General features: G+C 70.5%; 12 protein-coding genes. 5 read left to right on the forward strand and 7 right to left on the reverse strand.

The window, feature by feature from the left end; genetic code table 11:
- Positions 1–6 precede the first annotated feature (6 nt).
- The gene (locus tag OHS59_RS12670; protein WP_328493514.1) at positions 7–468 is read left to right on the forward strand and encodes a DUF3093 domain-containing protein; all 462 of its coding nucleotides are present in this window, start codon (positions 7–9) and stop codon (positions 466–468) included.
- 159 nt (positions 469–627) lie between these two features.
- Here OHS59_RS12670 and OHS59_RS12675 read toward each other — a convergent pair whose 3' ends face one another.
- The 4 genes from OHS59_RS12675 to OHS59_RS12690 all read right to left on the reverse strand — a co-directional run bounded on the left by OHS59_RS12675 (position 628) and on the right by OHS59_RS12690 (position 4,127).
- The gene (locus tag OHS59_RS12675; RefSeq protein ID WP_328493515.1) at positions 628–1,524 is read right to left on the reverse strand and encodes a hypothetical protein; all 897 of its coding nucleotides are present in this window, start codon (positions 1,522–1,524) and stop codon (positions 628–630) included.
- Between the two features lie 13 nt (positions 1,525–1,537).
- Entirely contained in the window at positions 1,538–1,834 is a 297-nt protein-coding gene (locus OHS59_RS12680) for a DUF4193 domain-containing protein (protein WP_005481602.1), read from the reverse strand.
- 391 nt (positions 1,835–2,225) lie between these two features.
- Positions 2,226–3,467, reverse strand: a complete 1,242-nt coding sequence (locus OHS59_RS12685; protein WP_328493516.1) for a sensor histidine kinase — start codon at positions 3,465–3,467, stop codon at positions 2,226–2,228.
- A gap of 6 nt (positions 3,468–3,473) precedes the next feature.
- Positions 3,474–4,127 (reverse strand): response regulator transcription factor, encoded by a 654-nt coding sequence (locus OHS59_RS12690; protein WP_006380516.1) that lies wholly within the window; start codon positions 4,125–4,127, stop codon positions 3,474–3,476.
- A gap of 426 nt (positions 4,128–4,553) precedes the next feature.
- Here OHS59_RS12690 and OHS59_RS12695 point away from each other — a divergent pair, with 426 nt between their 5' ends.
- Positions 4,554–4,727: a hypothetical protein gene (locus OHS59_RS12695; protein ID WP_169801958.1), complete on the forward strand. Its 174-nt coding sequence runs from the start codon at positions 4,554–4,556 to the stop codon at positions 4,725–4,727.
- Between the two features lie 86 nt (positions 4,728–4,813).
- Here OHS59_RS12695 and OHS59_RS12700 read toward each other — a convergent pair whose 3' ends face one another.
- Together OHS59_RS12700 and OHS59_RS12705 are read right to left on the reverse strand one after the other, a co-directional pair.
- A complete protein-coding gene (locus OHS59_RS12700; RefSeq protein WP_328493517.1) occupies positions 4,814–5,638 on the reverse strand; it encodes an inositol monophosphatase family protein in 825 nt (274 codons plus the stop codon).
- Complete coding sequence (locus OHS59_RS12705) at positions 5,635–6,804, reverse strand: ferrochelatase (RefSeq protein ID WP_328493518.1); 1,170 nt, start codon at positions 6,802–6,804, stop codon at positions 5,635–5,637. Before OHS59_RS12705 ends, OHS59_RS12700 begins: the two co-directional genes overlap by 4 nt.
- Before the next feature lie 162 nt (positions 6,805–6,966).
- Here OHS59_RS12705 and OHS59_RS12710 point away from each other — a divergent pair, with 162 nt between their 5' ends.
- From OHS59_RS12710 to sepH, 3 genes are all read left to right on the forward strand, one after another.
- A complete protein-coding gene (locus OHS59_RS12710) occupies positions 6,967–8,205 on the forward strand; it encodes an MFS transporter (RefSeq protein ID WP_328493519.1) in 1,239 nt (412 codons plus the stop codon).
- Positions 8,165–9,484 (forward strand): D-arabinono-1,4-lactone oxidase, encoded by a 1,320-nt coding sequence (locus OHS59_RS12715; RefSeq protein WP_328493520.1) that lies wholly within the window; start codon positions 8,165–8,167, stop codon positions 9,482–9,484. Before OHS59_RS12710 ends, OHS59_RS12715 begins: the two co-directional genes overlap by 41 nt.
- Before the next feature lie 472 nt (positions 9,485–9,956).
- On the forward strand, positions 9,957–11,054 hold the full coding sequence (gene sepH / locus OHS59_RS12720) for a septation protein SepH (RefSeq protein WP_328493521.1): 1,098 nt from the start codon (positions 9,957–9,959) through the stop codon (positions 11,052–11,054).
- A gap of 111 nt (positions 11,055–11,165) precedes the next feature.
- Here the strand turns inward: sepH and OHS59_RS12725 are convergent, their stop codons facing one another.
- Positions 11,166–11,993 (reverse strand): sulfurtransferase, encoded by an 828-nt coding sequence (locus tag OHS59_RS12725; RefSeq protein ID WP_328493522.1) that lies wholly within the window; start codon positions 11,991–11,993, stop codon positions 11,166–11,168.
- Positions 11,994–12,085: the final 92 nt, after the last annotated feature.

The following is a 12,085-nucleotide window of genomic DNA, read 5'->3' on the forward strand; positions in this document are numbered from 1 at the left end:
GGCGGTATGCAGCCCTTGGCCTCGCCGTACGAAGAACGTCTGACCGCGCCCCGCTCCTGGTGGTTCGTCTGCCTGCTGGTGGGCGTCTCGATGGCGCTGATCCTGCTCCCCTTCGGCACGCTGCCCCTGCTGGGCGGCCTGGTCGGCGGCACGGCGGTGTCGGCGGTGGTGGCCAGTTCGTACGGCTCCGCGCGGATTCGCGTGGTGGGCGGCGCGCTGATCGCGGGCGAGGCCCGGATCCCGGTCTCCGCCCTGGGCGAGGCACACGTCCTCGACCCCGAAGAGGCCCGCGCCTGGCGCTCGTTCAAGGCCGACGCGCGCGCCCACATGCTGTTGCGCGCCTACGTCCCGACGGCCCTGCGCGTGGACATCACCGACCCGGCGGACCCGACCCCGTACGTATATCTGTCGACCCGCGACCCGGAGCGTCTGGCGGCGGCACTGGAAGCGGCGCGGGCGTCCGCGTAGACAGACCGCGACCCTGACCGGCCCCACCCGCGGGACCCGCCCACCGGGACCGCAACGGGGCCGAAACCGAACAAGATTCCGTACGCGTACCCGTACGGAATCTTTTCCTTTCACGGGTCAGAACTTTGCCCGCCGACAGCGGGCGGCGGTCCCGGTGGGTCAGTGCCCCAGCTCTCCGCGGAGGTCGCCCAGGCTCAGCGGGTCGGCCGGCTCCTCCAGCGGCGGCAGCGCCGGGAGGGCGTCCCAGGGCACCTGGACCTTGCGAAGGTCTCTGCGCACCCGGTCCGCGAGCTTTCTCGTGTCACGGCGGTTCATGAGGGCCCCGACGGCCGCGCCCACCATGAAGGGCATCAGGTTCGGCAGGTTCCGGACGGTGCGCTTCATGATCTGCTGGCGCAGCTCGCGCTTCATCTGGCCCCCGAGGGCCGAATTGAACGTCGACGGCTTGGTCACGTCGATGCCGCGCTCCTGCGACCACGAGTTCAGATACGTGGTGGAGCGCTCTTTCAGGTTGCCCGGCGGACGCAGGCCGTAGACCTCGTACAGCTCGGCGATCAGCTTCAGCTCGATCGCGGCGACGCCCGTGACCTCGGCGGCCAGTTCCGTGGGCATGGCGGGCGGCACGGGCATCATCGCGGCGGCGCCGACGCCCGCGCCCACGGTGGACGTCGCGTTGCACGCGCCCGCGACGATCTTGTCCGCGAGCTGTTCGGGCCCCAGGCCCGGAAACTGTTTCCGGAGTGCGGCGAGGTCGCGTACGGGGATCCGCGGGGCGATCTCGATGATGCGGTCGGTGACGTACGCCAGGCCCGCTCTGGCCCGGCTGCCGCCTCTACGGACGCCTTCCTTGACCCCGTGGCCGACGGCGGCCGCTCGGCGTCTGGCGACAGGCGCCTTGGTCACCGGCACCTCCAGGGCGCCGGAAGCGCCTGTCGCGTCCACTGCTTCGAGCGAGGCCGGGTGGCCCCGCTCGTCGTCTTGCAAGCCGTCCTGAGACGGACCGGCCGCTCCCCGGTCACGAAAGCGGCGCTTCCAGGGCGGGGTCGAGCCTGTCACGGCCGACCCTGCCTCAGTCGCAGTCGCGGCAGATCGGCTGGCCGTTCTTCTCTCGGGCCAGCTGGCTGCGGTGGTGGACCAGGAAGCAGCTCATGCAGGTGAACTCGTCCTGCTGCTTCGGCAGGACCCTGACGGCCAGTTCCTCGTTGGAAAGGTCCGCTCCGGGCAGTTCCAGGCCTTCGGCGGCCTCGAACTCGTCCACGTCGACCGCCGAAGTCGACTTGTCGTTCCGGCGAGCCTTCAGTTCTTCAAGGCTGTCCGAGTCGACGTCGTCGTCGGTCTTGCGTGGGGTGTCGTAATCCGTTGCCATGTCGCTCTCCCCCTCTGGGTGTCTGCGGTGTCTCAGCGCAGGTAACGCGTGAGAGGCCGGACTTGTGCCCGACCTGAGGCGGAGATTTTGCCTCACATCAAGGTCTGTTACTCAATCGACACCCAACCGGACTCCTGAGGAGTGATCGGCTTGGATGGCGAAGCGGACCGTACACGGTCCGAATGCCGCACTTCAAAGGCGTCTCACCGTGTACTTCCCGTGATCTCGACCCCCGAAAACCCGGATTTTCCCGGCTTTCCGGCAACCTTATTGATCACGGAGGGTAGATGGCCGGAAATTCGCCCTGTGATCGATCACACACGAGCGTGCCTTTTGTCTGCCCAGAAAATTCCGCGCAAAGCGAACATCCTCGCGTGTCGGCGACATGGTCTCAGATAGGTAGGGCGACTCGCATCACCAGGCCACCTCCCTCACGCGGCTCCGCGACGATATGGCCGCCGTGCGCGCGGGCCACCGACCTGGCGATGGACAGTCCGAGGCCCACACCCTTGTCACTTCCCGTCCGCTCGGTACGCAGCCGCCGGAAAGGCTCGAAAAGATTGTCGATCTCGTACGCGGGGACCACGGGACCGGTGTTGGAGACCGTGAGGACCGCCTGGCCGTGCAGTACCTCCGTGACGACCTCGACCCAGCCGTCCTCCGCCACGTTGTACCGCACGGCGTTCTGGACGAGGTTCAGGGCGATCCGCTCCAGGAGGACGCCGTTGCCCTGGACGACCGCCGCGGCCCGCTCCCCACGCACCTCCACGCCCTTCACGTCCGCCTCGCCGCGCACCTGGTCTATGGCCTGCGAGGCGACCTCGGCGAGGTCCACCGGCTTGCGCTCGACGATCTGGTTGTCGCTGCGGGCGAGCAGCAGCAGGCCCTCGACGAGCTGCTCACTGCGCTCGTTGGTGGCCAGCAGGGTCTTGCCCAGCTGCTGCAGCTCCATGGGTGCGCCCGGATCGGACAGGTGCACCTCCAGGAGCGTGCGGTTGATCGCCAGGGGTGTCCGCAGCTCGTGCGAGGCGTTCCCGACGAACCGCTGCTGGGCCGTGAAGGCCCGCTGCAGCCGTTCCAGCATGTCGTCGAAGGTGTCCGCCAGCTCCTTGAGCTCGTCGTCCGGGCCGTCCAGCTCGATCCGCCGGGACAGGTCCGAGCCCGCCACCGCACGCGCGGTACGGGTGATCCTGCCCAGCGGCGACAGGACCCGCCCGGCCATCGCGTAACCGAAGGCGAACGCGATCACGGCGAGACCGAGCAGCGCCATCAGGGAACGGCTGAGCAGCCCGTCCAGGGCGTGCTGCCGCTGGACGGCGGTGCACTCCTTGAGCATGGAGTTCAGCTCTTGGTTGTCGCCCGCCCCGCTCAGCTGCGGACAGGTCGCACTGGTGAGTTCGAGGTTGCTGCCGGTCACCTGGAAGTCGACGCCGCTGCCCTCGTGCAGTGCCTGGGCCGCGAGCAGATAGATGATCGACAGCAGCAGGATGCCGGCGATCAGGAACATCCCGCCGTACAGCAGCGTGAGGCGTATACGGATGGTCGGGCGCAGCCACGGGAACGGCGGTTCCGGCTTCCTGGGGTCCCAGGTGGGTTTCGGGGGCGCCTTGGGAGGAGCGGGTGTCGTGGTCATCGGGGGTCAGATCCGGTATCCGGAGCCGGGCACGGTGACGATGACCGGCGGCTCGCCGAGCTTGCGGCGCAGGGTCATCACCGTGACCCGTACGACGTTGGTGAACGGGTCGGTGTTCTCGTCCCAGGCCTTCTCAAGGAGCTGCTCGGCGGAGACCACCGCGCCCTCGCTGCGCAGGAGCACCTCCAGGACGGCGAACTCCTTGGGGGCGAGCTGGACCTCCTTGCCGTCGCGGAAGACCTCGCGGCGGTTGGGGTCGAGCTTGATCCCGGCGCGCTCCAGGACGGGCGGCAGCGGCAGGCTCGTACGCCGGCCCAGGGCACGCACGCGTGCCGTCAGCTCGCTGAACGCGAAAGGCTTGGGCAGGTAGTCGTCGGCGCCGATCTCCAGTCCCTCGACGCGGTCGCTGACGTCCCCGGAGGCCGTGAGCATCAGCACGCGCGTGGGCATGCCGAGCTCGACGATCTTCCGGCAGACGTCGTCGCCGTGCACCAGCGGGAGGTCACGGTCGAGGACGACCACGTCGTAGTCGTTGACGCCGATGCGCTCCAGGGCGGCCGCGCCGTCGTACACGACGTCGACGGCCATGGCCTCCCGGCGCAGTCCGGTGGCCACCGCATCGGCGAGCAGCTGCTCGTCCTCGACGACGAGTACACGCACGTCGCTTGTCCTTCCTGTGTCCACCCGCGTAGCGCCTTCTCGGCGCGCGCGGGCGGGTCCTGATGGGGCCCTCCGGCTCAAGCACAGCCGAGCGCAGGGAGGGTGGGACTCCATCCTGCCCTTTTCGGCCATAAGTCGGCTGTAAGACGGGTTCGGGGAGCGGGAATGCCAGATTTTCTCGGGGGGTTGAGGTTTCCGTGGAAGGGAGCGGGGGGAGGACGGATTTACACCCCGCGATCACGCTCTGCTCGTGCCGCACCACCTTGCGGTACGTCATGGTCCGCTTCCGCAGGGCGGGCGTGGGTGTCCGGCACTGACGCCGCCCGGCTGGGCAGCGCCGGGCATCCCTGGAGACGTGATCGTCCCTTCCGAACGGCACACCCCCGTGCCACCACCGACCCACGACCCAGGACGAGGGGGCGCAGCATGGACGCATTCACCGCAGGACTTCTGCAGCGCATAAGGGCGACCGAGTCCGACCTGACGATGGCTCGCGAGACCGGCGACGACTTCCTCGCGGAGGTCGAGCAGGCCGAGCTCGACGACCTGCACCGCCTCGCCGCGGAGCACGGGGTTCAGGTCGGCGTGTCACACGTCTGACCGAGCTCGTCACGAGAGCGGGGCCCCGGCAGATCCAGCCCGGGGCCCCGCTCCGTCGTCCGTGTCGAGGTATTCGTCGGCGCAGGTCAGTCGTGCCAGGCGCCGAGTTCGTCGAGCCGGGTCTGGAGGGGCTCGAAGAGGCCGGGCGGGGCCGCGACGGTCAGGTCGGTCGAGAGGGGATCTCCGGGGCGTCCGCCGGTCAGCGCGCCCGCCTCCCGGGCGATCAGATCACCCGCCGCGTAGTCCCAGGGGTTCAGTCCACGCTCGTAGTACGCGTCCAGGCGGCCCGTGGCCACGTCGCACAGGTCGATCGCCGCCGAGCCGCCGCGGCGGATGTCCCGGACCTGGGAGATCAGCTGCCCGAGCACCTCGGCCTGCCGGGCCCTGCGGTCCGCGAGATAGCCGAAGCCGGTGCCGACGAGGGCCAGCGCCAGGTCGGGAGCGGGCCGCACGCGCGCGGGGCGGTCGTCGACGTACGCGCCCCCGCCGAGGACGGCCCGGTAGGTCTCCGCGCGCATCGGGGCGTGCACGACACCGACGAGCGTCTCGCCGTCCTTGCGGGCCGCGATGGAAACGGCCCAACTGGGCAGCCCGTAAAGGTAGTTGACCGTCCCGTCGATCGGGTCGATCACCCACTGGACGCCGCTGCTGCCCTTGATGTCGGCGCCCTCCTCCCCCAGTACGCCGTCGTCCGGCCTGGCGTCGGCCAGCAGGCCGGTGATCAGCTTCTCGGAGGCGATGTCCATCTCGGTGACGACGTCGACCGCGCTGGACTTGGTCGCGGCCACGCCCAGGTCGTCGGGGCGGCCGTCCCGCAGGAAGGCGCCCGCCCGGTGGGCCGCGTCGAGCGCGATCTCCAGGAGCCGGTTCTTCAGCTCGTCGTTCGCTGTGGCGGTCACGGGGCTCCTCATGCGTACGGGCTGTCGGCGCCCGCGGCGGCGGGCTTGGGTGCGCGGGCCGGGCAGCAGCCCACGGGGCAGAGGTCGTGGCTCGGGCCGAGAGCACCGAGCGCGCAGGGCGAAACGTCTCTGCCCTTCCCCGTGGCGTCTCCGACCTTCCCTGCGGCGTCTCCGCCCCTCTCGGTGGCGGACCGCTCCAGGACGAGGTCACGGATCGCGGCGGCGAACCTCGGGTCGGCGCCCACGGTGGCCGAGCGGCGCACCGGCAGTCCCAGCTCCGCGGCTTTCGCCGTGGCCTCCGTGTCGAGGTCGTACAGGACCTCCATGTGGTCCGAGACGAACCCGATGGGCGCCATGACGACGGCCGGGACGCCGGCGCCGTGCCGCTCCTCCAGGTGGTCGCAGATGTCCGGCTCCAGCCACGGGATGTGCGGGGCTCCCGAGCGCGACTGGTAGACGAGCCGCCAGGGGTGGTCGGTCCCGGTCCGCTCGCGCACCGCGTCGGCGATGAGACCGGCGACGTCCATGTGCTGCCGCACGTACGCCCCGCCGTCGCCGTGGCCCTCCACCGGTCCGGAGGTGTCCGCCGCCGAGGTCGGGATCGAGTGCGTCGTGAAGGCGATGTGCGCGCCCGCGCGGACGTCCTCGGGGAGGTCGGCGAGCGACTTGCAGACGCCCTCGATCATGGGCTCGACGAAGCCCGGGTGGTTGAAGTAGTGCCGGAGCTTGTCGACCCGCGGCAGCTCCAGGCCCTCGGCCTCCAGGGTCGCCAGCGCCGCTGCCAGGTCCTCGCGATACTGCCGGCAGCCCGAGTAGGAGGCGTACGCGCTCGTGGCGAGGACCAGGACGCGGCGGCGGCCGTCGGCTACCGCTTCCCGCAGGGTGTCGGTCAGATACGGGCCCCAGTTCCGGTTGCCCCAGTACACGGGCAGGTCCAGGCCGTGCTCCGCGAAGTCCTTGCGCAGGGCGTCCAGCAGGGCGCGGTTCTGGTCGTTGATCGGGCTGACCCCGCCGAACAGGAAGTAGTGCTGCCCCACTTCCTTGAGGCGTTCCTTGGGGATGCCCCGGCCCCGCGTCACGTTCTCCAGGAACGGGACCACCTCGTCGGGGCCCTCGGGGCCGCCGAAGGAGAGCAGGAGCAGGGCGTCGTAGGGGGTGGCATCGAGCGCGTCTCGCATGCCTCGATCCTGCCACCCGCTTCTGACAGCCGGGCATCGGCGGGGGCCGAACGGCAGGTGGACGGAGTGCCCGGGGAAATCCTCAGATGAGTTAGGGTCGCCTGACTCGTAAGCTGTATCGGCCAGCTTCACGCCTTACCGGACCCTCACCGGAGACCTCCCGTGCTCAGCCCCTACCGCGCCCTGTTCGCCGCACCCGGCTCCAGGGGATTCACCACCGCGGGCCTCCTCGGCCGGATGCCGCTGTCGATGATGGGCATCGGCGTGGTCACGATGATCTCCCAGCTCACCGGGCGGTACGGGCTCGCGGGCGCCCTCTCGGCGACCATGGCACTGTCCGCGGCCGTACTGGGCCCTCAGATATCCCGTCTGGTCGACCGGCACGGGCAGCGGCGGGTGCTGCGGCCGGCCGCGCTGTTCGCGCTCGCCGCGTCCGGCGGACTCCTGCTGACCGCCCACTTCGACGGGCCGGACTGGGTGCTGTTCCTCTGCTCGGCCGGCATCGGCTGCGTACCGAGCGTCGGCGCGATGACCAGGGCGCGCTGGGCGCTCATCTACCGGGGCAGGCCCGAACTCCACACCGCGTACGCCTTCGAGTCCGTCGTGGACGAGATCTGCTTCATCTTCGGGCCGATCATCTCCATCGGTCTGTCCACCGTGTGGTTCCCGGAGGCCGGTCCGCTGCTCGCGGCCCTCTTCCTGGCGGCCGGTGTCTTCTGGCTGACGTCCCAGCGCGCCACCGAACCCCCTCCGCATCCTCGCGGGCACCACACGGGAGGCTCGGCGCTGCGCTCGGCCGGACTGCAGGTCCTGGTGGCCACCTTCGTGGCGACCGGCGCGATCTTCGGCGCGGTCGACGTGGTCACCGTGGCCTTCGCCGAGGAGGAGGGCCACAAGGGGGCCGCGAGCATCGTCCTGGCCGTCTACGCGGCGGGTTCCTGCGTGGCCGGGGCCGTCTTCGGGCTGCTGCGCTTCGCGGGGCCGCCCGCCCGCAGGTGGGTGCTGGGCATCTGCGCCATGGCCGTGAGTATGATCCCTCTGCTACTGGTCGGAAACTTGCCGTTCCTGGCTGTGGCGCTGTTCGTTGCGGGCCTGTCCATCGCGCCGACGATGATCACGACGATGGCCCTCGTCGAACTGCACGTACCACGCGCGAAACTGACCGAGGGCATGACGTGGGTGAGCACCGGGCTCGCGGTCGGGGTCGCGCTCGGTTCCTCCCTGTCCGGCTGGGTGATCGACGCAGCCGGGGCACGGGCCGGGTACGGGGTTCCGGTCGCGGCCGGAGCTGTCGCGGTCGCGGTGGGTTTCCTCGGGTATCGCCGGCTCAGCAGGCCGGTTCCGCAGCGGGGAGGAACCCATGAGAAGCACAGTGAGCGCGAAGAGCGGCACCTGGCGTAACTGGGCCGGGAACGTCACCGCGCGGCCGGCCCGGGAGGTCACTCCGGCCTCCGTCGAGGAACTCTCCGCCGCCGTGCGCCGGGCCGCCGAGGACGGCTTGAGGGTCAAGGCCGTCGGTACGGGCCACTCCTTCACCGCGGCCGCGGCGACCGACGGCGTATTGATCCGCCCTCAACTGTTGACCGGCATCCGCGGGATCGACCGTGAGAACGGCACCGTGACGGTGGAGGCCGGCACCCCGCTCAAGCGCCTCAACCTCGCCCTGGCCCGGGAGGGTCTGTCGCTCACCAACATGGGCGACATCATGGAGCAGACGGTGTCGGGCGCGACCAGCACCGGCACGCACGGCACCGGCCGCGACTCCGCCTCGATCGCCGCCCAGATCGCGGGACTTGAACTGGTGACCGCCGACGGCTCGGTGCTCGCCTGCTCCGAGAAGGAGAACCCCGAGGTCTTCGCGGCGGCCCGCCTGGGGATAGGCGCCCTGGGTGTCATCACCGCGATCACCTTCTCCGTGGAGCCGCTTTTTCTCCTCACGGCCCGCGAGGAGCCGATGAGCTTCGACGAGGTGACGAGTTCCTTCGACGAACTGTTCACGGAGAACGAGCACTTCGAGTTCTACTGGTTCCCCCACACCGGCAACTGCAACACCAAGCGCAACAACCGCAGCGCGGGCCCGGAGAAGCCGGTCGGCACCGTCCGTGCCCTGTACGAGGACGAGTTCCTCTCCAACGGCGTCTTCCAGGCGGCCAACTACGTGGGCCGGGCCGTCCCCGCCGCGATCCCCTCGATCGCCCGGATCTCCAGCCGCGCCCTGTCCGCGCGCACCTACACAGACATTCCCTACAAGGTCTTCACTTCTCCGCGCCGGGTGCGTTTCACGGAGATGGAATACGCGGTTCCGCGGGCCGCTCTCGTCGAGACACTGCGCGAACTCAAGGCCATGGTCGACCGTTCACCTCTGCGCATCAGCTTCCCGGTGGAGGTGCGCACGGCCCCCGCGGACGACATCACCCTCTCCACCGCCTCCGGCCGGGACAGCGCGTACATCGCGGTCCACATGTTCAGGGGGACGCCGTACCAGGCGTACTTCAGCGCCGCCGAGCGCATCTTCACCGCGCACGAGGGCCGGCCCCACTGGGGCAAGGTCCACACCCGGGACGCGGAGTACTTCGCCGGTGTCTATCCGCGCTTCGGCGAGTTCACCGCGCTGCGTGACCGGCTCGACCCGGAACGGCGTTTCGGCAACGACTACCTGCGGCGGATCCTGGGCGAATAGCTGAACACATCGACCGGGAGCAGCCGTTCACATCGACCGATTGCCCGAGCACAGGACGCTTGGGCGAAGCGGTTGCCTCCGTTTCCGGCGATCATGTGAAGATCGAGTATCACCATGATCACTGGAACGTCACCCCGGGCGGCCAACTCCCGCCCCCGGACAGAAGTTCGGTGGCGTGCCGATCCGCGCAAGTGGCCCGAATGGAGTACTGTTGCGAGCCCTGGGACCGGACACTCGCCAGGGCGTCCGGAGCCGTACAGGACCGCCGAGAGGGGGCCCGTTGCACAGGGTGATGAGGTTCGTCACTTAGCGTTGCGAATAGGTAACCGTGCCATAACGGCGAGTTCGGGCCACCGTCCGACACGCCGGGCAACTCGGCAAGGTTGTGGCAGGCTGCACCCGGGCAGGCCACACTCGACTAGCGGAAGCAGCGACGCACGTGACGTCGGCAGGCACCACCCGGGAGGTCCCCATGCCCGAACTGCGTGTCGTGGCCGTCTCCAATGACGGCACACGGCTGGTGCTGAAGGCTGCGGACAGCACGGAGTACACGCTTCCGATTGACGAGCGTCTACGCGCCGCCGTACGCGGCGATCGTCCCCGCCTCGGCCAGATCGAGATCGAGGTGGAGAGCCATCTCCGCCCCCGAGACATTCAGGCACGCATACGCGCGGGAGCGTCCGCCGAGGAAGTCGCACAGCTCGCCGGTATCCCCGTCGACCGCGTGCGCCGCTTCGAGGGACCTGTGCTCGCCGAGCGTGCCTTCATGGCGGAGCGGGCCCGCAAGACCCCCGTCCGCCGCCCCGGCGAGACGACCGGCCCCCAGCTCGGCGAGGCCGTGCAGGAGCGTCTCCTGCACCGCGGCGCCGACAAGGAGACCGTCCAGTGGGACTCGTGGCGCCGCGACGACGGCACCTGGGAAGTCCTGCTCGTCTACCGGGTGGCGAGCGAACCGCACTCCGCGAGCTGGACGTACGACCCGCCCCGGCGGCTCGTACAGGCCGTCGACGACGAGGCGCGCTCGCTGATCGGCGAGTCCGACGATCTCGGCGCCGCCGAGCCCAGCTTCCCGTTCGTGCCGCGTATCGCGCGGCTGCCGCGCGACCGTCCGCTGGACCGTGCCCTGGACCGGCAGATCGAGCGCCCGAGCCTGCCCCCGTCACCGCCCGATCCGGACATCGAGGAGGGCGTCAGCGAGCGTGAGCGCGACTCGCTGACCAGCCTCCTGGAGGCGGTGCCCAGCTTCCGCGGCGACATGGTCGTGCCCGAGCGGCCCTCGACCGCCCCCGCCGCCTCGGCGGCCTCCACGACCTCGACCACGGAGCGTCCCGCGACCGAGGAACCGCCCGTCCCGGAGGAAGAGGTGGAGGAGCCGCCGGCTCCCGCGGCCTCGGCCGGCTCCGCCTACGCGGACGTGCTCATGCCGCGCTCGGTGGCCAGCCACCGGGACCGGCTCGTCGGTGCCACCGATCGGCAGGCCGAGGCGGACGGTGTCCGCCCGGGACGCAGAGCGGCCGTACCGAGCTGGGACGAGATCGTCTTCGGGACGCGACGCAAGAAGCAGGACTAGGAAGTGGCAGGGGCTCGCACCGTCTCGGTGCGAGCCCTCTGTTCTCCCGTCCGCCCTTCCTTACCGGTCCGCTCCTCCTTGGGAGCCCGTCCGGCCGCCGCGCCTCTCGCGCTACTGCGGATCGGGTCCGGTCGCGACCGGCCGCCCCTCGTCCTGGGACCACTCCGACCAGGAACCCACGTACAGCGCGGCCGGGATGCCCGCGACCGCCAGCGCGAGGACCTCGTGCGCGCCGGAGACGCCCGACCCGCAGTAGACACCGACCTCGGAAGAGCCGTCGGCGCCCAGGGACGCGAAGCGGTCGGCGAGTTCGGCGGCCGGCAGGAAGCAACCGGTTTCGGCCACATTCCCGGTGGTCGGCGCCGACACCGCACCGGGGATGTGGCCGCCCACACGGTCGATCGGCTCGACGTCGCCGCGGTAGCGCTCGGCGGCCCGGGCGTCGAGCAGCAGACCGGTGCGGGCCAGCGACGCGGCCCCGTCGGCGTCCAGCAGGGACACCTTCCCGGGAGCCGGTACGAAGGTTCCGGCGGCCGGCGCCGCACGGCCGCTCTCGACCGGACCGCTCCAGGCCGCGAGGCCGCCGTCAAGGACACGCACCGACGGGTGACCCGTCCAGCGCAACAGCCACCAGGCCCGCGCGGCGGCCCAGCCGAGCCCTCCGTCGTACACGACGACGTCACGGTCCTCGGAGACCCCGGCCGCGCGCATGGCCGCGGCGAAGACCTCCGGGTCCGGCAGCGGGTGGCGTCCGGCGGCGCCGGCGGGAGCGGCGAGTTCGGTGTCCAGGTCCACGTAGACGGCCCCCGGAATGTGCGCCTCCTCGTAGAAGTGGCGCAGGTTCGGGCCGCCCAGCTGCCAGCGGACGTCCAGCACGACCGGGGGGTTCGGCCCCGCCAGGTCGCTCGCGAGTCGGGATGCGGAGATGATGGCGTTCATGGCCACCATCCTCGCGCACGGGGTGGCTACATCGTCCGGGTCCGGCTACTGTGCTCCGCCGGGCCGACCCGACCACACGGCGTGCAGGAACG

The sequence above is a fragment of the Streptomyces sp. NBC_00414 genome, assembly GCF_036038375.1.
Lineage (GTDB): Bacteria > Actinomycetota > Actinomycetes > Streptomycetales > Streptomycetaceae > Streptomyces.

Excerpts from the sequence above, each read along its gene's own strand:
- OHS59_RS12680 (WP_005481602.1), bottom strand. The coding sequence starts at position 1,834 with ATGGCAACGGATTACGACACCCCACGCAAGACCGACGACGACGTCGAC.
- OHS59_RS12715 (WP_328493520.1), top strand. The coding sequence starts at position 8,165 with ATGAGAAGCACAGTGAGCGCGAAGAGCGGCACCTGGCGTAACTGGGCC.
- OHS59_RS12725 (WP_328493522.1), bottom strand. The coding sequence starts at position 11,993 with ATGAACGCCATCATCTCCGCATCCCGACTCGCGAGCGACCTGGCGGGG.
- sepH (WP_328493521.1), top strand. The coding sequence starts at position 9,957 with ATGCCCGAACTGCGTGTCGTGGCCGTCTCCAATGACGGCACACGGCTG.
- OHS59_RS12670 (WP_328493514.1), top strand. The coding sequence starts at position 7 with ATGCAGCCCTTGGCCTCGCCGTACGAAGAACGTCTGACCGCGCCCCGC.
- OHS59_RS12685 (WP_328493516.1), bottom strand. The coding sequence starts at position 3,467 with ATGACCACGACACCCGCTCCTCCCAAGGCGCCCCCGAAACCCACCTGG.
- OHS59_RS12705 (WP_328493518.1), bottom strand. The coding sequence starts at position 6,804 with ATGCGAGACGCGCTCGATGCCACCCCCTACGACGCCCTGCTCCTGCTC.
- OHS59_RS12700 (WP_328493517.1), bottom strand. The coding sequence starts at position 5,638 with ATGAGGAGCCCCGTGACCGCCACAGCGAACGACGAGCTGAAGAACCGG.
- OHS59_RS12695 (WP_169801958.1), top strand. The coding sequence starts at position 4,554 with ATGGACGCATTCACCGCAGGACTTCTGCAGCGCATAAGGGCGACCGAG.